The following is a 21947-nucleotide window of genomic DNA, read 5'->3' on the forward strand; positions in this document are numbered from 1 at the left end:
TGAAAACATGCTAACGCTGTCATTCACCCTGCGCCAGCGGATTCCCTCGGGGAGGGACCCCCCTCAAGTCGGGAGTCTCAGGAGCGTGAAATCTCCACGGCCAGCCGCCGCCGTGATCAAGCCCAGGACGCGCGCCGGCTCGGCGCCCACCATGTCCCAGTGGAAGCGCCACTCCCAGTTGCCGCCCATGATGCCGGGCACGTTCATGCGGTGCTCGGTGGGCAGGCCCAGCACATCCTGCATCGGGTAGATGGCGATGCTGGCGACCGAGTTGGCGCAGGCGCGGATCATGGCCCAGTGGACGTCGCGCTCGCTGCAGGCGAGGTAGGAGCCGGCGTAGGCGCGCTCACGCGGGCTGGTCTTGCGCCACCAGCCGAGCACGGTGTCGTTGTCGTGCGTGCCGGTGTAGGCCACGGTGCCGGGCTTGAGGTTGTGGGGCAGGTAGGGGTGGTCGCCCCGGCCGCCAAAGGCGAACTGCAGGATGGCCATGCCCGGGAAGCCACAGGCCTCGCGCAGCGCGTGGACGTCGTCCGTGATGATGCCGAGGTCCTCCGCCACGATGGGCAGCGGCCCCAGCGCCGCGCGGATGGCGGCAAAGAGCGGCAGGCCGGGTCCTTCGACCCAGCGCCCCTCGGTCGCATCCGGGCAGGTGGCGGGGATCTCGAAGTAACCGGCGAAGCCGCGGAAATGGTCGATGCGGAACACGTCGGCCTGCGTGAGGGCGCGGCGGATGCGCGCCGTCCACCAGGCAAAGTTCTCGGCCGCCATGTGGTCCCAGCGGTAGAGCGGATTGCCCCAGCGCTGGCCCAGGGGGCCGAGGTCGTCGGGCGGCACGCCGGCCACGACGGTGGGCTGGTAGCCCTCATCGAAGAAGTAGAGGTCAGGCCGCGCCCAGCAGTCGGCGCTGTCGTGGGCGACGAAGATGGGCAAGTCGCCCATCAGGCGCACGCCGCGTTCATTGGCGTAGCGCTTGAGCTGACCAAACTGCTCGTCAAACTGCCATTGCACGAAGCGCCAGAACGACAGCTCCCGCGCGTGCTCGTCGGCTGCGGCGCGCAGTGCCACGGGCTCGCGCCGTGTGAGGGGCGAACCCCAGCGCCACCACGGCTGGCCGGCATGGGCCGTGCGCAGGGCCATGAAGAGGGCGTAGTCGTCCAGCCAGTCCGCCTCGCGGGCGCACCAGGCCGCGAAGGCATCCCGGTCTGCCTTTGAAGCCTGTGCCGCAAAGCCGGCTGCAGCAGCACGCAGTTGGCCCTCGCGCCAGGGCAGCACTTCGCGGTACTGGACCTTGTCGGCCCAGAAGCTGGGCGCAGCCGGGGCGGGCAGCCAGCCTTTGGCCACCAAGGGCTCCAGCGCCACCATCCAGGGGCTGCCGGCAAAGGCCGATTCGCCCTGGTAGGGGCTGTCGCCAGGGCCGATGGGCGTGGTGGGCAGCATCTGCCAGATGGTCTGGCCGGCGGACACCAGCCAGTCCACGAAGCGGTAGGCCTCGGGCCCGAGGTCGCCGGAGCCATGGGGGCCCGGCAGCGAGGTGATGTGCAGCAGCACCCCAGAGCAGCGTTCGGTCAGGTCCATGGGGCGGCTCTCGATCGGTGGTGTGAAGTTCAGGCGCGGCGCAGCACCAGCACCGAACGGGCGGGCACGGCGAGGGGTTGGCCGACAGCGACGCGGCTGCCCGGCGCGAGCTCGCCGCTGCTGTCCAGCAGCAACTGCCAGGGCGCAAAGCAGAGCAGGAAGGGCAGCGCCTCGCGCTCGGGGTTGAAGACGATCATCAGACGCGGCAGCGCAGCGTCGGGCTCGCTGAGCTGGGCGGCAAAGGCGAGCTGATCGGTGCGGTGCCAGTCATGGCCGCGCATCTCGTGGCCGCTGGGCGCGTACCAGCGCACCGCGGCCTCGCCCGGTGGCGGGGTTGCGGCGGCAAACCAGTGCTCGTGGCGCAGCAGGGGCTCGTCGCGCCGCAGGGCCAGCAGCGCAGCCACGAAGTCCAGGGTCCCGGTGTCGGCGGCAGGCCAGTCCAGCCAGCTGATGGGGTTGTCCTGGCAGTAGGCGTTGTTGTTGCCGCCCTGGGTGCGGCCAATCTCATCGCCCGCCGCCAGCATGGGCGTGCCCTGGGCCAGCAGCAAGGTGGCGAGCATGGCGCGCTGCGCGCGGCGCCGCGCGTTGCGCACGGCGGGGTCTTGCGTCGGACCCTCGGCGCCAAAGTTGCAGCAGATCTCGCCGTCGCGGCCGTCGCGGTTTTCCTCGCCGTTGGCGAGGTTGTGCTTGCGCGAGTAGCTGGTGGCGTCGAGCAGGGTGAAGCCGTCGTGCGCAGCGATGAAGTTGACCGAGGCCGTGGGCGGGCGCGTGCCGTGGTGGAACATGTCGCTGGAGGCCATGAAGCGCCGCACCAGCTCGCCGCGCCCGACGCCCGTGCCACTGCGCAGCCAGTAGCTGCGCACGGTGTCGCGGAACTTGTCGTTCCACTCCAGGAAGCGGCCCGGGAAGCGGCCCACCTGGTAGCCGTCGGGGCCCATGTCCCAGGGCTCGGCGATCAGGTGTGCACCGGCCAGCACCGGGTCCTGACGCAGCGCGGTGAAGAAGGCCGCGTGGGTGTCGAAGCCAAAAGGCGTGCGCCCCAGAGCGGGCGCCAGGTCGAAGCGGAAGCCATCGACGCCCATCACCTCGACCCAGTAGCGCAGCGAGTCGAGCACGAACTGCGTGACGCGGCCGTGGTGGACCTGCAGCACATTGCCGCAGCCGCTGTGGTTCTCGTAGCGGCTGGGCTCGTCGGGCACGAGGCGGTACCAGCTGCGGTTGTCCAGCCCCCGGAAGGACAGCGTGGGCCCGAGCTCGCTGCCCTCGGGCGTGTGGTTGTAGACGACGTCGAGCACGACCTCGATGCCGGCCGCGTGCAGCCCATCCACCATGGCGCGGAACTCGGCGTTGACGCGGCTCGGGTCATGCCGGTGGGCCTCCTGGGCGAGGCGCGGGTCCGGGCAGAAAAAGCCGAGGCTGTTGTAGCCCCAGTAATTGGTCAGGCCCAACGGGGCGAGATGGGCCTCATCCACGGCGTAGTGGACGGGCAGCAGCGACAAGGTGTTGACCCCGAGCTTCTGGAAATGCGCGATGGACGCCGGGTGCGCGAGGCCGGCGTAGCTGCCGCGCAGCTCGGGCGGGACGCCGGGGTGCAGCATCGAGAAGCCCTTGACGTGCACCTCGTACAGCACCAGCTCGCCCACGGCACGGCGCGGGCGGCGGATGGGCTGGGGCGCATCGGGCGGCGCGACGCGGGCCTTGAGCGCATGGGCGGCGTTGTCGCGGGTGTCGAGCGAGCGGGCACCATCCACATGGCCCATCTCGAAACCGTGGTGCTCGGCCCGCCAGTCAAAGCGCCCGACGATCTCGCGGGCATAGGGGTCGAGCAAGAGCTTGTGCGGGTTGAAGCGCTGGCCCTGCTCCGGCGAGTAGGGCCCGTAGGCGCGCAGACCGTAGACAAGACCCACGCCCGCGCCCGGCAGAAAGCCGTGGAAGACGCCATCACGCGGCCCATACAGCCGGTGGCGGGCCAGCTCGTGGCGGCCATCGGCATCGAACACGCAGACGTCGATGGCCGTGGCGTTCTCGGACATCACCGCGAAGTTCACACCACCGTCGCGCAGCTGCGCGCCAAAGGGCTCGTGCCAGCCGGGTTGGAGGAGTGAAGCAAGCATGGGCGTCAAGCCGGGGTGAGGAAGAGCGTGGCCAGGGGCGGCAGGGTGAGCGCGATGGACTGGCGCCGGCCATGGGCGCCTCGGTCCTGCACGTGCAGCGGCGCGGCGCCGTTGCCCACGTCACTGCCGCCGTAGTGGCGCGAGTCGGTGTTCATCACCTCGCGCCATTCCTGCGGGCCTTCAGGCACGCCGAGGCAATAGCCCTCACGCGGCACGGGCGTGAAGTTACAGACCACCAGCACCATCTGCCCTTGCCCGTCGCGGCGCAGCCAGGCGAAGACGGAGTGGTCGGCATCGTGCGAGGTGATCCATTCGAAGCCTTCGCTCTCGCAATCGAGCCGATGCAAGGCCGGCAGCTCGCGGTAGCTGCGGTTGAGGTCGCCCACCAGCAACTGCACGCCACGGTGGCGTGGATCGTCGAGCAGGCCCCAGGGCAGACCTTCTTCGTGCCGCCACTCGTGGCGCTGCGCAAACTCCTGGCCCATGAAGAGCAGCTTCTTGCCCGGGTGGCCCCACATGAAGCCGTAGTAGGCGCGCAGGTTGGCAAACTTCTGCCACTCGTCGCCGGGCATCTTGGTCCACATCGAGCCCTTACCGTGCACCACCTCGTCGTGCGAGATGGGCAGCATGAAGTTCTCGCTGAAGGCGTAGATGAGCCCGAAGGTCATCTTGTCGTGGTGCCAGCGGCGGTTGATCGGGTCCTCTGCCATGTAGCGCAGGGTGTCGTTCATCCAGCCCATGTTCCACTTGTAGTGGAAGCCCAGGCCGCCCGCGTAAGTGGGCGCGGAGACGCCGGCAAAGCTGGTGCTCTCTTCGGCCACGGTGATGGCGCCCTCGATCTCGCCCACGCGCTCGTTCATGTCGCGCATCAGGGCGATGGCTTCGAGGTTCTCGCGGCCGCCGTGCACATTGGGCACCCACTCGCCGGCCTCGCGCGAGTAGTCGCGGTAGAGCATGGAGGCGACGGCATCGACACGCAGGCCGTCCACGCCCCAGCGCTCGATCCAGTACAGCGCATTGCCAATCAGGAAGGCGCGCACCTCGGTGCGGCCGAAGTTGTAGATGGCGGTGTTCCAGTCCTTGTGGAAGCCCTCGCGCGGGTCGGCGTGCTCGTAGAGGTGGGTACCGTCGAACTGGCGCAGGCCGTGGGCGTCCGTCGGGAAGTGCGCAGGCACCCAGTCGATCAGCACCCCGAGCCCGTGCGCGCGGCACGCGGCCACAAAGCGCGCAAAGCCCTCGGGCGGGCCGTAGCGGGCTGTGGGGGCGTAGAGGCCCAAGGTCTGATAGCCCCAGGAGCCATCGAAAGGGCTCTCGCTGATGGGCATCAGCTGTACGTGCGTGAAGCCGAGGCCGGCGACGTAGGCCGGCAGCGCGGCGGCCAGTTCGTCCCAGCTTGGGAAGCCGCCGTCCGGGCCGCGCCGCCAGGAGGACGCATGCACCTCGTAGACGCTGATGGGCGAATGGCGCTCGTTGGCGCGTGCGCGGTCACGCGGAGGCGGGTTCTCGGGCGGCAGCGGTGCGACGCGGCTGGCGGTACTGGGCCGCATCTCGGCGGCAAAGGCGTAGGGGTCGGCCTTGAGGGGCAGGAGCGTGCCGTCAGCCGCGACGATCTCGTACTTGTAGAAGTCGCCCACGCTGACGTGGGGGATGAAGATCTCCCACACCCCGGCGCTGTGCCGGTGGCGCATGGGGTGGCGGCGGCCATCCCAGCTGTTGAAGCTGCCAACGACGCTGACGCGCCGGGCATTGGGCGCCCAGACGGCGAAGCGCACGCCGCTGACCTCGCCATGCGTGACAAGGTGCGCACCGAAGAGCCGGTAGGCGCGCAGCTCCTGCCCGCTGGCAAAAGCCTGCAGCTCGCGCTCTTCGAGCTGGGGCCAGTAGGCGTAGGTATCGGCGTAAATCTCGGCTTCAGCGCCCTCCACGCCCGCGTGCCAGGTCACGGCCAGCCGGTACTCGAAACGCCGCTTGCGCCGGGGCACGCTGGCCTCGAAGAAGCCGTCGCGCCGTTCGGCCAGGCTCATCACGCGGTTGCCGGTGTCGGCATCAAGCACGTCCACGCTTCGCGCCCCTGGCAGCAGGGCGCGCACCCATAGCCGGCCGGATTCATCGGCATGCAGGCCCAGGCAGGAGAAGGGGTCGGTGTGCCTTGCCTCAAGCAGGGCGGCCAGATCGTGCTCAGCCAGCATCAGTGATTCAAGCTATCCAAGGACCAAACGCGGTCCACATACTCGGTGATGGTGCGATCGGACGAGAACCAGCCCATGCCAGCGATATTGCGCAGCGCCCGCTCGGCCCAGCCGCGCCGGTCGCGGAAGAGCGCGTCCACCTTGGCCTGCGTGGCCACGTAGTCGGCAAAGTCGGCCATCAGCAGGTAGGGGTCGCGCTCCAGCAGGTTGTCCACCAGGCCACGATAGCGCTCGGTGTCACCGTGGCTGAAGTCGCCCTGCGAGATCGCATCGATGACGCGCTTGAGCTGGGCGTTCTGCTCGACATAGAGGCGCGGGTCGTAGCCCAGCGACTTGATCTTGGCCACGGCATCGGCACGCAGGCCAAAGACGAACATGTTCTCGGGGCCCATGTGCTCGGCCATCTCGATGTTGGCGCCGTCCCAGGTGCCGATGGTGAGCGCGCCGTTCATGCCGAACTTCATATTGCCAGTGCCCGAGGCCTCGGTGCCGGCGGTGGAGATCTGCTCGGACAGATCCGCCGCCGGGATGATGCTTTCGGCCAAGGTCACGCTGTAGTTGGGCAGGAAGACGAGTTTGAGCTTGTTGCCCACGCGCGGGTCGCTGTTGATGACGCGGCCCACGTCGTGCGCCAGGCGCACGATGCTCTTGGCCATCTGGTAGGCCGAGGCGGCCTTGCCGGCGATGACGACGACGCGCGGTACCCAGTCGGCGCCGGGGTTGTCGCAGATGGCCTGGTAGCGGCTGATGACGTGCAGCAGGTTGAGCAGCTGGCGCTTGTACTCGTGGATGCGCTTGATCTGGATGTCGAAGAGGCTGTCCACGCTGACGACGACGCCCAGGTCGCGCCGGATGCGCTCAGCCAACCGCTCTTTGTTGGCGCGCTTGACGGCCAGGAAGGCGTCGCCCAACGCCCCGTCCTTGGCGTGGGCCGACAGCTTGGAGAGCTCGGCCAGATCGCGCCGCCATTCGGTGCCGATGGCACCGTCGATCAAGGCCGACAACTTGGGGTTGGCCTGCTGGAGCCAGCGGCGCGGCGTGACGCCATTGGTCACGTTGTGGAAGCGCTCGGGCCAGACCTTGGCGTAGTCGGCAAAGATGGTCTGCACCATCAGCTCGGAGTGCAGCGCCGCCACGCCATTGACGCGGTGCGAGGCCACCAGGGCCAACGACGCCATGCGCACGCGGCGTTCGCTTCCGTGGCCCCAGCCTTCGTCGATCAGCGAGACGCGCGAGGCGAGCGCCTCGTCGTCTGGGAAGCGCTGGCGCAGCTCAACGAGGAACTCGTGATTGATGCGGTAGATGATGTCGAGGTGACGCGGAAGCAGCACCTCGAACATGCGCACCGGCCAGGTCTCCAGGGCCTCGGGCATCAAGGTGTGGTTGGTGTAGGCGATGGCCTGGCTGGTGATCTTCCAGGCCTCGGCCCAGGCCATGCCGTGTTCGTCCATCAAGAGGCGCATCAACTCGGCCGGCGCCAGCGCGGGGTGGGTGTCGTTCAGGTGGATGGCATTGGCGCGGCCGAGGGATTGCAGCTCGCCAAACTCGCGCAGATGCCGGGCCACCAGGTCCTGCAGCGAGGCGCTGACGAGGAAGGCTTCCTGCTTGAGCCGCAGCATGCGGCCCTCTTCGGTCGAGTCGTCGGGGTAGAGCACCCAGTTGATGGCGTCGGCCAGCACCTGGTGCCGCGCGGCGCGGCTGTAGTCACCCTGGCAAAAGGCCCCGAAGGCGATGGGAGCGGCCGTGGCCTGCCACTGGCGCAGCGTGGCCACGCGCTCGGTGTGGTGGGCGGGCACGATGAAGTCATAGGCCTGGGCCTCGATCTCCTCGGCCGGCTCCCAGTGGTGCACGCCGGCGGCGTCCACATGGATGCGCCCGCCGAAGCCAACCTTGAAGCGCAGGTCAAAGCGCGGCATCTCCCAGGGCGGGGTGTCGCGCGTCCAGTCGTCAGGTTGCTCCAGCTGCCGGCCCTGCTGGATGACCTGGGCAAAGGTGCCGTAGCGGTAGCGCAGCCCGTAGCCGAAGGACGGCAGGCCGAGCTCGGCAAACGAGTCCAGGAAGCAGGCCGCCAGCCGGCCCAGGCCACCATTGCCCAGCGCGGCATCGGGCTCGCGCTCCAGCACTTCGCCCAGGCTCTGGCCGGTGGCAGCCAGCTTGGCCTCCAGGGCCGACGTGAGGCCCAGGGCGGCCAGGGCGTTGGACAGCGCCCGGCCCATCAGGAACTCCATCGACAGGTAATGCACCCGCCGCACCGTCGCCTTCAGCCCGCGCTTTGCGTCTTGAGCCTGTGTGCTGGCCCAGCGGCTGGCCAGCAATTCGCGGCAAGCCAGCGACGCGGCGTTCAAGACGGCCTGGGCCGTGGGGCCGTGGCTCGACTGAGCGAGCTCCCGGGCGTAGGCTGCTTCAAACGCCGCGACCAAGGCCGGGGCCGCGCCCCCGGCCGCCGGCTCGGCGCTGTCGGTGGACGAAAGGGCGACGGGAGCACTAGGGGTGTTCATGGCGTGTGCAAGCAAGCGACGACGCTGAAAATACTAATCGAACCGAGGAAAAGCGCGACGAGGATTTGGCGGGATCAATTTGTAGTTTCCCTAGTCTTTGCAGGCCGGGTCACCCGCAGATGCATGGGAAGTTACGGTGATCCGCGCGAATTCTCTGTAACTGCAAGCGCTTTCATTTGTGTATATTGACTACATAGCGTGGCGCAAATGTTGAAGTTGGCGGTCGCCACCGCATCAAGCAGGAGTGAGTTGATGGCAGACGTGCAGATCCGGTCCGTGGTCAAGAGCTACGGCGAGAGCCAAATCCTCAAGGGCATCGACCTGGACATCCAGGACGGCGAGTTCGTCGTCTTCGTCGGCCCCTCGGGCTGCGGCAAGTCCACGCTGCTGCGCTCCATCGCCGGGCTGGAAGAGGTGAACGGCGGCGAGCTGCGCATTGGCGGCCGCGTGGTGAACGACGTGCCGCCGGCCGAGCGCGGCATCGCCATGGTCTTCCAGTCCTACGCGCTCTACCCGCACATGAATTTGTTCGACAACATGGCGTTCGGGCTCAAGCTGGCCAAGGTTCCCAAGGCCGAGATCGAAGCGGCCGTGATGAACGCGGCGCGCATCCTGCACATTGACCACCTGCTCGAGCGCAAGCCCAAGGAGCTCTCGGGCGGGCAGCGCCAGCGCGTGGCCATCGGCCGCGCCATCGTGCGCAAGCCGGAAGTCTTTTTGTTTGACGAGCCGCTGTCCAACCTGGACGCCGCGCTGCGCGTGCAGATGCGCTACGAGTTCGCCAAGCTGCACCAGGACCTCAAGGCCACCATGATCTACGTGACGCACGATCAGGTCGAGGCCATGACGCTGGCTGACCGCATCGTCGTGCTGTCGGCCGGCCGCATCGAGCAGGTGGGCTCGCCGCTGGAGCTGTACGAACACCCGGCCAATCTCTTTGTGGCCGGCTTCATCGGCAGCCCCAAGATGAACTTCCTGGACGCCGAACTCGTGGCGGCCAACGGCGAGATGGCGCAGGTTCAACTGCCCAATGGCGCGCGGCTGACCGCTCATGTCGACGCAAGCCGCGCGCAGCCCGGTGCGCGCGTCAAGCTGGGCATCCGCCCCGAGCACTTCGAGCGCGACCAGCCCGAGAACGCGTTGGGCGCCACGGTGTCCTTCGTGGAGTCGCTCGGCGGCGAGACGGTGGCCTACTGCGAGATCGACGGCACCAACACCGCCCTCACCTGCAGCTTCGACGGCCGCACCCGGCTGCGCAGCGGGCAGGCGCTGGCGCTGTCACTGCCTGCCGCGTACTGCCATTTGTTCAATGAGGCCGGCGTGGCCTTTCCGCGCCGCGCTGCCGCAACCGAAACGGCAACCGCCCATTGAGCGCTCAGGCGCGGAACTGCTCCAGCGCCAGCGAGGCGCCCGACAGCGCCGCCAGGGTGTCGGTGATGACCGCCGTAGGGATGGCCGACATATAGGTGTCGAAGCGCCCCTTGGCGTCAAAGCGCTGGCGGAACTCCGACTGGAAGAACAGCTCGCCCAGTCGCGGCACGATGCCGCCGCCGATGAACACACCGCCGCGTGCTCCCAGAGTGATCGCCACATTGCCGGCGTGGCTGCCGAGCATTGCGCAGAAGGTCTGCACCGTCTGCACGCAGACGCGCGAGCTGCCGTCCAGCGCCTTGCCGACGATGACTTCAGGCGTGTAGGCCGACACATCCTCGGCGTCGCCCAGGACCTCAGCCACCGAGCGGCACAGCGTGGGCATGCCGATGCCCGACAGGAAGCGCTCGGCCGACACATGGCGGAAGGACTTGCGCGCCACGGCCAGCACCTCGCCCTCGAAGTCATTGCCCGGCGCCAAGGTGGCATGGCCGCCCTCGCCCGGCAGCGCGAGCCAGAGGTCGCGCGTGCGCACGACGCCGCCCACGCCCAGCCCGGTGCCCGGGCCAAGCACGGACAGCACCGTGCCCACCGGCGCATGGCTGGCCGCCACCACCGGGTGATCCGCCGACCAGGAGCGTGCCTGACCAGCCCCCAGACGGGGCAGCGACAGCGCCTGCGCCTCGAAATCATTCAGCAGGATCAGCACATCCAGCACCAGGGCCTGGGCCACCGCCTTCTGCGAGAAGTCCCAGGCCGCATTCGTCAGCACCACGCGGTCGTCCGTGACGGCTGTGGCCACGGCCAGTGCCGCGCTGCGGGGGCGCTCAAAGCCCTCGAAGCGCGCCGCCAGACCAGCCAGGTAGGCCTGCGCCGCTTCGGCCGGGCCAGCGTGCCCCTTCACCGACAGCACCTCGATGTGCTCGACCGGTGCGCCCGGCGCCTTCACGTAGCCGAAGCGGGCATTGGTGCCCCCGACGTCGGCCACCAGCCAGGGATAGGGCGCGCTCATGTTCGGACCTCGGCAAGCCGCCGTGCGGACGTCAACAAGGGAAGGGTAGCCATGGGTTGATGCCCCAGAGAAATCTTGATGGAATGGGAGGTAGTTCGACTACAGCCAAACCGAATATTACCCGTCGACTCTCTCGATTCCAAGGCTACGCATCACGGATCCACCCCGTTTGCGTGGCACCTGTGGACACCGGCCGCCTGTAGTTGGCTTACACATTCACCCTGATTGACGACCCCATGCCGCGATTCGACAGCCCTCGCCTGCTGGCAGACATAGGCAGCAATTTCGTCCGTTTCATGCTGGAGGTGCAGCCCGGCGAGTTCGCACGCGCCTACAGCCGGCCCACCGCCGACTGCCGCGACTTCCCCAGCGCCGTCGAGGCCTATTTGCGCCAGTTGGACGACACCGATGCGCAGGAGATCCTGCATGCCGGCGTGGCCGTGGCCGGCAGTGTCGAGGGCGACCTGGTGCGCATGGTCAACCTGCCCTGGCAGTTCTCCATCGAAGAGCTGCGCCAGCGCCTGCGGCTGGACACGCTGCTGGTCATCAACGACTTCACGGCGCTGGCCATGGCCCTGCCTCGGCTGACCGAGGTTGATGTGCGCCAGGTGGGCGGCGGGCTGGCGCGGCGGCCGGCCGTGATCGGGCTGCTGGGCGCGGGCGGCGGCCTGGGTGTCTCGGGCCTGATCCCGACCGGCGAGAGCTGGGTGGCGCTGGGCACCGAAGGCGGCCACGCGGCCTTTGCGCCGCGCGATGAGCGCGAGGTCGAATTGCTGCGCTACGCCTGGCAGCAGCATGGCCATGTGTCGTTCGAGCGCCTGCTCTCCGGCCCCGGGCTCGAACTCATCCATGAGGCCTGTTGCGCGCGGCATGACCTGCCCATCACGCAGCGCTCGGCACCGCAAATCTCGCAGCGCGCGCTGCAGGACGCCGACCCCGTCTGCCTGGAGAGCCTGGACGTGTTTTGCTCGGTGCTGGGTACGGCGGCGTCCAACCTGGCGGTGAGCCTGGGGGCGCTGGGCGGCATCTACATCGGCGGCAGCGTGGTGCCCGGCTTGGGCGAGTTCTTTGACCGCTCCAACTTCCGCACCCGCTTCGAGGACAAGGGCCGCCTGAGTGACTACGTCAAGGCCATCCCGACCTTCGTGATCCAGGAGGCGCAGTCCACCTTCAAGGGCATCGCCGCCGCGCTGGACAACCAGCTCAAGGCGCACCGGCAGCCGGTGGGCTCGGCCATCCTCGGGCAGATCCGGCGGGCTCGCAGCTCGCTCACGCCGGCGGAGCTGCGCGTGGCCGAGCACGTGCTGGCCCACCCACGCACCGTGCTGGCCGACCCGATTGCCGAGATCGCGCGGGCGGCCAATGTCTCGCAGCCCACGGTGATCCGCTTTTGCCGCTCGCTCGGCTGCGAGGGCCTGTCGGACTTCAAGCTGCGACTCGCCTCGGGCCTGACGGCCGCGATCCCGGTGACCCACGCCCAGGTCAGCCAGGAGGACTCGGTGCTGGAGCTGGGAGCCAAGGTGCTGAGCAATACGGCCAGCGCCATCCTGCAGGTGCGCAACCAGCTCAGCCGCGAGATGACCGAGCGCGCTATCGACGCCCTGCAGCAGGCACGGCGGGTGTCCATCTTTGCCTCGGGCCACTACTGCGTGGTGGCAAAGGACGCCGAATACAAGTTCCTGCGCTTGGGGCTGCCCTGCGGCGCCTACGTGGAGCCGCGCCTGCAGCAACTGGCTGCCGAACTGCTGGGGCCGGGCGATGTGGCCATCCTGACCTCGGGCGGCGGCCGCGCGCCCGAACTGCTGAACGTGCTGGACATGGCCCAAGCGCGCGGCGCCAAGGTCATCGCCATCACAGCCGGCCAGTCACCGTTGGCCAAGCGGGCTGATGCCTCCCTGGTGGTGGACCACCTGGAGGACACCACCACCCACCTCCCCATGGTCAGCCGCGTGCTGCACCTGCTGATGGTGGACGTGCTGGCCCTGGGCCTGGCCATGCGCGGGCATGCCCCGCTGGCCGCCGAGGACGGCGCCACCCCGGTCACGACCGTGAGCCTCGCCGCCCTCACCGCGCACAGCCGCTGACGCGGCTGCGGGGCGTCAAGCCATTCAGTACGCCAAGTAGGACGGCGGCACGCCACCCACGGCGGCCACCACGCGCTGCAGCACCACGTTGTCGTCCAGGCGCCAGACCTTGATGCGGTGTGCCCCTGGCTGCACGCCCTTGAAGTGGGCCGACAGGCCGCGCGCATTGCTCATGACGGCCTGATTCCAATTGCGCTGCTCGTCCCTGGTGGTCGTGGTGGGGGCCGGGATCTGATGATCCTGCAGCACCTGCACCTCGCCATCGTCAATCGACACGCCGACACGCAGCGTGGCCTTGCCACTGGTATCGAGCGTGGGCACGAGGATGAGGCGCACCTCCAGGTCGCCGCCCTCGGCCAGGTCAAGCGGGTACTCCAGGCGCACGCCGTCCTGTAGCGTGGTGGCCGGCTGGGCCTGCGGGAAGGCCGTCACCGCGCCCGCCGTGCGGCCCAGGTTGGGAATGACGCGCCAGGTCAGGCCGCGCCCGTTCTGCGCGGCGGCAAAGTCAGGTGCCTCGAAGATCTTGAGGCGCGACGCAGCCGGCTGCGGCAGCGCGCCAAATCGCGGCGTGGGGGCCACACCATCCACCGACACCTGCTGCACAGCCGGCATGGTCTGCTTGGGCGGGTCGTTCCAGTAGGTGTAGCCGATATGGGTCTGGGCCATCATGCCGTCCCACTTGCCGTCGTTGATGCGGTGGTAGGTGTCGGTCAGCGCCTCGTCCTGCCGGAACGCGCGCTCGGCCGTGTCGGCAAAGGCGTTGGCACGCGCATCGCCCTGGGCGGCCAGCAGGCGGTTCCAGGCCACCGAGTAATAGAGCCGGTAGAGGTTGGCCATCGCGCGGATGGGGTGGGCCACCAGTTGGAAGAAGGCCGACTGCTGCGCCGGCTGCACTTGGGCCTCAGCGGCCGCTAGTTGCGCCTCCAGGGCTGCCCACTCGTCCACCATGCGGCCAAACTCACCGCCGTCCAGCACGTCAGGGCCCGCCCCGCCGAGCTTGAAGCTGCCGGCGTCGATCAGCTCGGGTTTGCGGCGTGCAACGAGCTGGCTGTAGCGCGTGACGAGCCGGGCCACCGGCTCGGCCAACGCATCGCCAAAGCTCTGGCGCGCCCAGTGCTGCGGGTAGCGGGCCAGCTCGGCCAGGCCCATGCGCTCGGGGTTCCAGGCCTGTTGCATGAAGAAGCTGAGCGGGAACTCGACCGGCTTGATGTCGCCGACGTTCACGATCCACAGCGCACGCGCGCCAGCCGCATAGGCCAGGTCCATCTGCTGCCAGGCCTTCTCGATCTGGTTGGTGTTGAGCCACTTGTAGTTGCGTGGCGCACCGACGTAGTCGAAGTGGTAGTACACGCCATAGCCGCCAGGCCGCGCGGCCCCCGGCGCGGGCAGGCGGCGGATCTGCCCCCAGTTGTCGTCGGCAAAGAGCAGGGTCACGTCGTCGGGCACCTGCATGCCGTGGTCGTAGTAGTCCTGCACCTCTTTGTAGAGGGCCCAAACCTGCGGCGTGCTGGCAGCGGGCTTGCGCGTCACGTCCTCGAGGATCTTGCGCTGCGCGGCCACGACCTGCTCCAGCAGGCCGATGGCGGAGTCCTCGGCCATTGCCTCGTCGCCATCGCCGCGCATGCCGATGGTGACCAGGCTGTCATAGCCCTTGCCATCGCCCTTCTGCATCATGCGTTCGATGCCTCCGCGCCAGAACTCGCGCAGGTTGGCGGCGTTGGTGGCGTAGTCCCACTTGCCACCGGCCGCCGGGCCGGACTTGCCGTTGTGCCACTCATGGTGGGCGCGCATCAGGGGCTCGTGGTGCGATGTGCCCATCACCACGCCCATGGCATCGGCCAGCACCATGTTCTGCGGGTCGTCCACGTTGAAGGCTTTGGGCGGCCACATGGCCGGCCACAGGTAGTTGCCCTTCAGGCGCAGCAGCAGCTCAAAAACATGCGCGTACATCTGGGCGTTGATGCCGCCGAATTTCTTCTTGGCCCATCCGGAGAGGCCTGGGTCTTCGTCATTGATGAAGAAGCCCCGGTACTTGACCTTGGGCGCGTCCTCGCGCACGCCGGGCGCCACGGTCACGTCGGTGCGGCGCGTCACGGGCACGTCGGCAAACCAGTGCCAGGGCGATACGCCGATGCGCTCGGACAGGTCGTAGGTGCCAAACACGGCACCGCGCCGGTCCGACCCGACGATCACGAGCGCACGCCGCACGCCGGGCCAGGGTTGCTCCAGCACCAGTTGCCGAAAGGCTTCCCATCGCCCGGTCAGGCGCTCCGCCCCGATCGCGGCGCGCGCCCTGCCGAGCGAGTCAAGCAACTTGGACTGGCCCGCCACGGCGATCAGCACCACATCCCGCCCCGCCGGCAGCTGAGCCACGGCCTGCACGAGCGGGGCCGGCTGGCCTGAGACACGTTCAAGGTCTGCCGCCAGCGACCGTGCGACGTGCTGAAGTGCGGCGTCAGCGCCCGCGTCCACCAGCACGGCAGCCGGCTTGCCGCCCTGCACCAGGGCAACGCCAGCCACCTGGGGCTGAAAGATCACCTCGGCGGGCAGCGCCGCGTGGGCGGGCAGCAGCCCGGCCGCCACCAAGAGGCATGCTGCCCATCGTCGAACGATGGGGGCGAGCGGCAACGCGCCCCAGCGGGCGGCAAAGGCTTTCAGGCCTTGGGATGTGGCAAGAGGCAATGGGTTCATGGGGCGGCGATAGCGGCTTGAAGAGACTGCGTTGAAGGCTCAATGACAGGAAAATATGGTAGCGCTACCTAAACATCAAAACCAAGCCGTCACAATGCCGCCCACCTCATCGTCATCCCTGACTTAAGAAGAACCGCTGCCGTGGATTTCGGCCTCCTCAAGACGCTGGTGCTGATCGTGCTACTGCCGCCGGTCTCGCCGATGCTGGTCATCGTGGCTGCGTGGTGTTTGCGCCGTCGCCGGGGTGCTGGTGCGCTCTTTGGCTTGGGGCTGGCATTGCTGTGGTTCAGCGCCACCGACGCGGCGGGGCAGTGGCTCACTCAGCAGGTGCTGGCACCGCCGCCCGCGTTGCGGCCGGCCGATCTGCCACGAGGCCCCAAGACGGCCATCCTGGTGCTGGGCGGCGGCATCCGCCAGCATGTGCCGGAGTACGACGCCGCAGGCCTGCAGGCCCTGACGCAGGAGCGGCTGAACTACGGCGTCTGGCTGGCCCGCCAGACGGGCGACGCGCTGGCCTTCAGTGGCGGCATTGGCTGGGCCGCGCGAGACCAAACCCTGTCTGAAGCCGAAGTCGTCAGCCGGGTGGCGAAGGAGCAGTACGGCATCACCCTGGCCTTGGCCGAGAGCACCTCGCGCGACACACGAGAGAACGCGCAGAACACCCTGCCCTTGCTGACCCGCGCGGGGTTCCAGCGCGTCATCCTGGTGACGCATGACCTGCACATGCCGCGCGCCTTGCGGGCCTTCAAGAACGCCACCGGCGCGGAGTCACTCGAAATCATTCCGGCACCGCTAGGCATGAACGACGGGAACTACAGCGCCCTGACCGACTGGTGCCCGTCTGATGCTGGCCTGCACCGCGTGCGCTACGTCATGTACGAAGCCCTGGCGCGGCTGACCGGACGCTAAGCCCACAAAGAGAAAGCCCCTCCGGGCCGTAGCCGGGAGGGGCGGGTGGGCATGGCCACCACTTGGGGGCTCCAAAGCGTCTGCTTCGGGGCTCCTGGCGCGCAAAGATTGCGCCAGCTGGTTTGCCTGACAGGCCTTTGGAGATTAGGTCAGGCCCAGACCAAATTCAAGGACGATCTTGGGGTGGCATCTGCCCGAACAGCGTCTCGAACAGCGCATCGGCGCGGGCGCGCACGGTGTCAGGCAGATGGATCACCCGGCCCCACTCACGCTCGGTTTCACCGGGCCATTTGTTGGTGGCGTCCAGCCCCATCTTGCCTCCAATGCCGCTCTGGGGCGACGCGAAATCGAGGTAGTCAATGGGCGTCTGCGACACCAGCGTGGTGTCACGCACCGGGTCCATGCGCGTGGTGACGGCCCAAACCACGTCCTTCCAGTCCCGCACGTCCACATCGTCATCCACGACGACGATGAACTTGGTGTACATGAACTGCCGCAGAAAGCTCCAGAGCCCGAACATCACCCGCTTGGCGTGACCGGCATAGGCCTTCCGGATCGACACCACGGCCATGCGATAGCTGCAGCCCTCGGGCGGCAGATAGAAATCCACGATCTCGGGAAACTGCTTCTGCAGGATGGGCACGAAGACCTCATTGAGCGCCACGCCCAGCACCGCGGGCTCGTCGGGGGGCTTACCGGTGTAGGTCGAGTGGTAGATCGGGTCCTTGCGGTGTGTCAGGCGCGACAGCTCAAAGACCGGGAACCAATCCTGCTCGTTGTAGTAGCCGGTGTGATCGCCAAAGGGGCCTTCCAGCGCGTGCAGATAGCCGCCCTTCTCCTTGAGGGGCACGCCCAGCTCGCTGACACCCGTGTAGCCCGGCGCGGCCACCGGGATGTGCCCTTCCAGCACGAACTCGGCGCTGGCCGGGGCCTGCAAGGCCAGGCCGTCGCCCACGGCGGTGTTCACCAGCTCGGTGCGCGCGCCGCGCAGCAAGCCGGCAAATTGGTACTCGGACAGCGTGTCCGGCACGGGCGTGACGGCCCCGAGGATGGTGGCCGGGTCAGCCCCAAGCGCGACGGCAATGGGAAACGGCTGCCCGGGCTTGGCAAGCGCAAAGTCGCGGAAGTCCAGCGCCCCACCCCGATGCGCCAGCCAGCGCATGATGACTTGGCGTCGCCCGATCAACTGCTGCCGGTAGATGCCGAGGTTCTGCCGGCTGCGCGCCCGGGGCCCACCCTGCGGCCCGCGGGTGATGACGAGGCCCCAGGTGATCAGCGGCCCGGCGTCGTCTGGCCAGCAGGTCTGGATGGGCAGGCGCTGCAGGTCGATGTCCGGCCCGTCAACGCACACCTGCTGGCAGGGTGCGGCGCGCACGAGCTTGGGCTTCATGTCCCACACCGCGCGCACCATGTCCAGCAGCTTGCCAGCCTCCTTGAGTCCCCGGGGCGGTTCGGGCTCTTTGAGCCGGGCGAGCAGTTCGCCGATGCCTCGCAGCTCGGACACCTGCTCGGCCCCCATGCCCAGCGCCACACGGCGCGGCGTGCCGAAGAGGTTGGCCAGCACCGGGACGTCGTGGCCCGTCGGGCGCTCGAACAGCAGGGCCGGCCCGCCGGCGCGCAACACTCGGTCGCTCAAGGCCGTCATTTCAAGCACCGGCGAGACCGGTTCGGCCACGCGCCGCAGCTCGCCCTGACGCTCCAGGCCGGCCATGAAATCTCGCAGGTCGCCGTATTTCATATGACTCCAAATTATTTAAGACCAATCTCTCTAGCTTGACTGGTTATTGTTGGCACCTAGAATCTCGGCCTATTCGGGTTTTCATGAGGTGGCTTCCAGCCTCGCTCCCCGCGGCGCCCGTCAGGCATGACGGGCTCAAGACGGGCATTATGGAGACCCGATCCGTGATCCATGTCACACACCAAGCATCAACCCCCTCTGCTGAAAACCGCCCTTGAACTCCGGGCGGCTGGTTCGCTCTTCCTGCGCGACGTGGCGCAGGGCGTGCTGCTCTTCAGCCACAACACCCTGGCCCTGGTGGGCCTGGCAGTGCTGGCCGTGGCCTTCGTGTTTGGCAGTCAGGCGGACCTGCGGATGCGGCTTGAGTCTGCCGCCTTGGGCTGGTTGCACGCCCGCCATGAAGCCCGCGCGGCGGCTGAAGGCGACGTGCTGTCGGTCTCGGCCGAGCCGGACGCCATCTCTCGCGCCACCGTGCTGAGCCCTCAGGAGTTGAGCAAGCAACAGGCCGCCGTGGCGCTTTGGCTGGCCCGCCGCTACCAAGTCGCGCCCGAGCCCGTCAGCCGCCTCGTCAAAGAGGCCTGGGAGCTGGGGCCGCGCGCCAAGTTGGACCCTGCCCTGATCCTGGCGGTGATGGCCATCGAGTCGCGCTTCAACCCCTTCGCCCAGAGTTCGGTCGGCGCTCAGGGCCTGATGCAGGTGATGAAGCGCGTCCATGACGACAAGTTCGAGGTCTTTGGGGGCTCGCTGGCCACCTTCGACCCGGTGACCAACCTGCGCGTCGGCGTCCAGGTCCTGCGCGACTGCATCGCCCGAGCGGGCTCCGTCGAAGACGGCCTGCGCTACTACGTCGGCGCCGCCAATGCCGAGGAAGACTCTGGCTACGCAGCCCGCGTGCTGGCTGAGCTGGAACTGTTGCGTGGCGTGATCCAAGGCCGCGCCGTCCCGCCGAACAGCCCCAACAAACCGCGTGAGCCTAGCCCTCCCGCAGCCGTGCCGCCCGGCGAGGTCGCGTTGAATTCCCGCTGAAGCGGGCCCCGTAATACACTGGCGCCTCACGCGACTGGCGATCATGGCCCCGACCCGAGAGGGTTTGCGCGGCCGGAGGTGGACAACCACTGGGGAGCGTGAAGTGGCACCTGCCGCTTTTAAGCCGTTCGCCTGGGCAACTCCGCTCGATGCTGCACGCTTGCGCGCCGCACCGCTGCCGGAGCACACCGCCACCGACTGATCACACACCATGTTTGACCGCCGCACCGCGACCCTGGCCCTGACGGACCCCGAAATCTTTGCTGCCGTCCAGCAAGAGAACCAGCGCCAGCAAGACCACATCGAGCTGATCGCCTCCGAAAACTACACCTCGCCCGCCGTCATGGAGGCGCAGGGCAGCCAGTTGACGAATAAGTACGCCGAGGGCTACCCCGGCAAGCGCTATTACGGCGGCTGCGAGTACGTGGACGTGGTCGAGCAACTGGCCATCGACCGGGTCAAGCAGCTCTTCGGCGCCAACTTTGCCAATGTGCAGCCCAACTCGGGCTCGCAAGCCAACCAGGCGGTGTTCTTTGGGCTGCTTCAGCCGGGCGACACCATCATGGGCATGAGCCTCGCCGAAGGCGGCCACCTGACGCACGGCATGCCGCTGAACATGAGCGGCAAGTGGTTCAAGGTTGTCAGCTACGGCCTCGACGCCCAGGAAGCCATCGACTACGACGCGATGGAACGCCTGGCCCGCGAGCACAAGCCCAAGCTCATCATTGCCGGTGCCTCCGCCTACTCGCTGCACATCGACTTCGCGCGCTTCGCCAAGATTGCCAAGGAAATTGGCGCCTACTTCATGGTGGACATGGCGCACTACGCCGGGCTGATTGCCGCAGGCGTCTACCCCAACCCCCTGCCCTATGCTGATGTGGTCACGTCCACCACCCACAAGAGCCTGCGTGGCCCGCGTGGCGGCATCATCCTGATGAACGACGAGGCGATTGCCAAGAAGATCAACTCGGCGATCTTCCCCGGCATTCAGGGCGGCCCCCTGATGCACGTCATCGCCGGCAAGGCTGTTGCCTTCAAGGAAGCGCTCGGGCCGGACTTCAAGGCCTACCAGGCCCAGGTCGTCGCCAATGCCAAGGTGCTTGCCGAGACCCTGATCTCGCGCGGCTTGCGCATCGTGTCCGGCGGCACACAGAGCCATGTCATGCTGGTTGACCTCCGCCCCAAGAACCTGACGGGCAAGGAAGCCGAAGCCATCCTCGGTGCCGCCCACATGACCTGCAACAAGAACGGCATCCCGAACGACCCGCAAAAGCCGATGGTCACGAGCGGTATCCGTCTGGGTACGCCCGCCATGACCACGCGCGGTTTCGGCGCCGAAGAAGTGCGCTTGACGGCCAACCTGATCGCCGACGTGCTGGACAACCCGCACGACGAGGCGAACATCGCGGCGGTGCGAGCCAAGGTCACCGCACTGACAGCGGCCTTCCCGGTCTACCGCTGAGCCCGGCGAAAGCTCCGCATGCGCTGCCCCTTTTGCGGTCATGCTGAAACGCAGGTGGCGGAGACGCGGGACTCCGACGAGGGTGACGCCGTCCGGCGTCGCCGCCGTTGCCAGTCCTGTGACAAGCGCTTCACCACCTACGAGCGTGCGGACATCACCCTGCCGACCGTCGTCAAGAAAGACGGTCGGCGCGCCGATTTCGACCCCGCCAAGCTGCGAGCCTCGATGCAATTGGCGCTGCGCAAGCGCCCGGTGAGCATCGAGCAGATCGACGAAGCGTTGAGCCGTATCGAAGAAAAGCTGCTCGCCAGCGGCGTGCGTGAGATCGCTTCGACACGCCTGGGTGAATTCGTCATGCGCGAACTAAAGCGCATCGACAAGGTCGCTTACGTCCGCTTCGCCTCCGTCTACCGGAGCTTTGAGGACGTGGACGAGTTCCGGCAGCTGATTCGCGAAATCTGAGCCTGCGCGGCACCCGCGAGCCAATTCTTCGCCCGTTGCCGGCTGATTGCACGTCAATCTCCGGGTTTCTACTTCCCCCTTAAGGGGGATATACCCCCCCTCGCTCCCCCTATCCCCCCCTGCGTTCCCACCAAAGGGGGAAGGACTCGGCGCGCGTCGATTTCTAGAGTTTGCGCATCCCACCACGCAAACCGGAACACGACCATGCGCCACAAGCTCCGCACCCTCCGCAACGCCGCAGGTTTCACCCTGATCGAAGCCTGCATGGCACTCGGCGTCACGGCCACGCTGGCCAGCCAGGCGCTCCCAGCCATGTCTGGCTTGATGCAAAGCCAACGGACCGCCGCCTATGCCGATCGCCTGGCGAGCGACCTGCGTGAGGCACGCACCCTGTCCATCCACCACAACCAGCCGGTGCAGCTTTCCTTTGGTGCCAAGGGCAACACCCAGTGCTACGTCATCTACACCGGGAACGGCACTTGCACCTGCAGCGGCGCAAACACGACCTGCGACGCCGGCGCTGCAGCCCACAAGACCGTTGCCCTCACGGATCAGACCGCACTCAACTACTGGAACAACAAACAGCGCATCACCTTCAGCGCCAGCCAGGGCTTCGGCAGCATGGCCAGCGTGGGGGTGCTAGACGCCAAGGGCAACGGCATCAAGCACGTCATCGCCATCACCGGCCGGATCCGCAGTTGCAGCGTCGATCGCCCCCGCAGCCATCTGCCCAAGTGCTGAAATGACGCGGCCAACAGCCGCCACAAAGGATCCCCACTTCTGGGGACGCTCCGACAAGCGGTTCGCTCTGCCAGA

14 protein-coding genes and 1 riboswitch are annotated in these 21947 nt (G+C 67.8%); of the genes, 7 read left to right on the forward strand and 7 right to left on the reverse strand.

Features of this window, described 5'->3' with window-relative positions; translation table 11 throughout:
- Positions 1-63: 63 nt before the first annotated feature.
- Genes malQ through ABDJ85_RS19895 form a run of 4 tightly spaced genes read right to left on the reverse strand, consistent with a single transcriptional unit; the run spans position 64 to position 8376 of the window.
- The gene (gene malQ / locus ABDJ85_RS19880; protein WP_347706556.1) at positions 64-1575 is read right to left on the reverse strand and encodes a 4-alpha-glucanotransferase; all 1512 of its coding nucleotides are present in this window, start codon (positions 1573-1575) and stop codon (positions 64-66) included.
- Positions 1576-1604: 29 nt separating this feature from the next.
- Positions 1605-3689, reverse strand: coding sequence for a glycogen debranching protein GlgX (gene glgX, locus ABDJ85_RS19885; RefSeq protein WP_347706557.1), 2085 nt, complete (start codon positions 3687-3689; stop codon positions 1605-1607).
- Between the two features lie 5 nt (positions 3690-3694).
- Positions 3695-5878 (reverse strand): 1,4-alpha-glucan branching protein GlgB, encoded by a 2184-nt coding sequence (glgB, locus tag ABDJ85_RS19890; RefSeq protein WP_347706558.1) that lies wholly within the window; start codon positions 5876-5878, stop codon positions 3695-3697.
- A complete protein-coding gene (locus ABDJ85_RS19895) occupies positions 5878-8376 on the reverse strand; it encodes a glycogen/starch/alpha-glucan phosphorylase (RefSeq protein WP_347706559.1) in 2499 nt (832 codons plus the stop codon). Before ABDJ85_RS19895 ends, glgB begins: the two co-directional genes overlap by 1 nt.
- 252 nt (positions 8377-8628) lie before the next feature.
- On the opposite strand from ABDJ85_RS19895, the gene ABDJ85_RS19900 reads away from it, so the two are divergent.
- Positions 8629-9747 carry an ABC transporter ATP-binding protein gene (locus ABDJ85_RS19900; RefSeq protein WP_347706560.1) on the forward strand — a complete coding sequence of 373 codons (1119 nt, stop codon included), beginning with the start codon at positions 8629-8631 and terminating at the stop codon, positions 9745-9747.
- Positions 9748-9751: 4 nt separating this feature from the next.
- Here the strand turns inward: ABDJ85_RS19900 and glk (ABDJ85_RS19905) are convergent, their stop codons facing one another.
- Positions 9752-10759, reverse strand: coding sequence for a glucokinase (gene glk, locus ABDJ85_RS19905; RefSeq protein WP_347706561.1), 1008 nt, complete (start codon positions 10757-10759; stop codon positions 9752-9754).
- Between the two features lie 236 nt (positions 10760-10995).
- Between glk (ABDJ85_RS19905) and glk (ABDJ85_RS19910) the strand changes: the two genes are divergently transcribed.
- Entirely contained in the window at positions 10996-12843 is a 1848-nt protein-coding gene (gene glk / locus ABDJ85_RS19910) for a glucokinase (RefSeq protein WP_347706562.1), read from the forward strand.
- A 24-nt stretch (positions 12844-12867) separates the two neighbouring features.
- Here glk (ABDJ85_RS19910) and ABDJ85_RS19915 read toward each other — a convergent pair whose 3' ends face one another.
- Positions 12868-15534 (reverse strand): glycosyl hydrolase 115 family protein, encoded by a 2667-nt coding sequence (locus tag ABDJ85_RS19915; protein ID WP_347706563.1) that lies wholly within the window; start codon positions 15532-15534, stop codon positions 12868-12870.
- A gap of 141 nt (positions 15535-15675) precedes the next feature.
- Between ABDJ85_RS19915 and ABDJ85_RS19920 the strand changes: the two genes are divergently transcribed.
- Positions 15676-16443, forward strand: coding sequence for a YdcF family protein (locus tag ABDJ85_RS19920; protein ID WP_347706564.1), 768 nt, complete (start codon positions 15676-15678; stop codon positions 16441-16443).
- Positions 16444-16609: 166 nt separating this feature from the next.
- Here ABDJ85_RS19920 and ubiD read toward each other — a convergent pair whose 3' ends face one another.
- Positions 16610-18181, reverse strand: a complete 1572-nt coding sequence (ubiD, locus tag ABDJ85_RS19925) for a 4-hydroxy-3-polyprenylbenzoate decarboxylase (RefSeq protein WP_347706565.1) — start codon at positions 18179-18181, stop codon at positions 16610-16612.
- A gap of 171 nt (positions 18182-18352) precedes the next feature.
- Between ubiD and ABDJ85_RS19930 the strand changes: the two genes are divergently transcribed.
- The 4 genes from ABDJ85_RS19930 to ABDJ85_RS19945 all read left to right on the forward strand — a co-directional run bounded on the left by ABDJ85_RS19930 (position 18353) and on the right by ABDJ85_RS19945 (position 21872).
- On the forward strand, positions 18353-19207 hold the full coding sequence (locus tag ABDJ85_RS19930; RefSeq protein ID WP_347706566.1) for a lytic transglycosylase domain-containing protein: 855 nt from the start codon (positions 18353-18355) through the stop codon (positions 19205-19207).
- A 20-nt stretch (positions 19208-19227) separates the two neighbouring features.
- Positions 19228-19352, forward strand: a riboswitch (ZMP/ZTP riboswitch).
- Positions 19353-19418: 66 nt separating this feature from the next.
- Positions 19419-20669 (forward strand): serine hydroxymethyltransferase, encoded by a 1251-nt coding sequence (gene glyA, locus ABDJ85_RS19935; protein ID WP_347706567.1) that lies wholly within the window; start codon positions 19419-19421, stop codon positions 20667-20669.
- An 18-nt stretch (positions 20670-20687) separates the two neighbouring features.
- Positions 20688-21131 carry a transcriptional regulator NrdR gene (nrdR, locus tag ABDJ85_RS19940; RefSeq protein ID WP_347706568.1) on the forward strand — a complete coding sequence of 148 codons (444 nt, stop codon included), beginning with the start codon at positions 20688-20690 and terminating at the stop codon, positions 21129-21131.
- Positions 21132-21335: 204 nt separating this feature from the next.
- Positions 21336-21872 (forward strand): GspH/FimT family pseudopilin, encoded by a 537-nt coding sequence (locus tag ABDJ85_RS19945; RefSeq protein ID WP_347706569.1) that lies wholly within the window; start codon positions 21336-21338, stop codon positions 21870-21872.
- Positions 21873-21947: the final 75 nt, after the last annotated feature.

The organism is Roseateles paludis (genome assembly GCF_039872745.1).
GTDB classification, from domain to species: Bacteria; Pseudomonadota; Gammaproteobacteria; order Burkholderiales; family Burkholderiaceae_C; genus Pelomonas; species Pelomonas paludis.

Bases quoted from the DNA above. Each gene is read 5' to 3' on its own strand.
- ABDJ85_RS19895 (WP_347706559.1), bottom strand. From the start codon at position 8,376: ATGAACACCCCTAGTGCTCCCGTCGCCCTTTCGTCCACCGACAGCGCC.
- ubiD (WP_347706565.1), bottom strand. From the start codon at position 18,181: ATGAAATACGGCGACCTGCGAGATTTCATGGCCGGCCTGGAGCGTCAG.
- ABDJ85_RS19915 (WP_347706563.1), bottom strand. From the start codon at position 15,534: ATGAACCCATTGCCTCTTGCCACATCCCAAGGCCTGAAAGCCTTTGCC.
- nrdR (WP_347706568.1), top strand. From the start codon at position 20,688: ATGCGCTGCCCCTTTTGCGGTCATGCTGAAACGCAGGTGGCGGAGACG.
- glgX (WP_347706557.1), bottom strand. From the start codon at position 3,689: ATGCTTGCTTCACTCCTCCAACCCGGCTGGCACGAGCCCTTTGGCGCG.
- ABDJ85_RS19930 (WP_347706566.1), top strand. From the start codon at position 18,353: ATGTCACACACCAAGCATCAACCCCCTCTGCTGAAAACCGCCCTTGAA.
- ABDJ85_RS19900 (WP_347706560.1), top strand. From the start codon at position 8,629: ATGGCAGACGTGCAGATCCGGTCCGTGGTCAAGAGCTACGGCGAGAGC.
- malQ (WP_347706556.1), bottom strand. From the start codon at position 1,575: ATGGACCTGACCGAACGCTGCTCTGGGGTGCTGCTGCACATCACCTCG.
- ABDJ85_RS19945 (WP_347706569.1), top strand. From the start codon at position 21,336: ATGCGCCACAAGCTCCGCACCCTCCGCAACGCCGCAGGTTTCACCCTG.
- glk (WP_347706562.1), top strand. From the start codon at position 10,996: ATGCCGCGATTCGACAGCCCTCGCCTGCTGGCAGACATAGGCAGCAAT.
- glyA (WP_347706567.1), top strand. From the start codon at position 19,419: ATGTTTGACCGCCGCACCGCGACCCTGGCCCTGACGGACCCCGAAATC.
- glgB (WP_347706558.1), bottom strand. From the start codon at position 5,878: ATGCTGGCTGAGCACGATCTGGCCGCCCTGCTTGAGGCAAGGCACACC.
- glk (WP_347706561.1), bottom strand. From the start codon at position 10,759: ATGAGCGCGCCCTATCCCTGGCTGGTGGCCGACGTCGGGGGCACCAAT.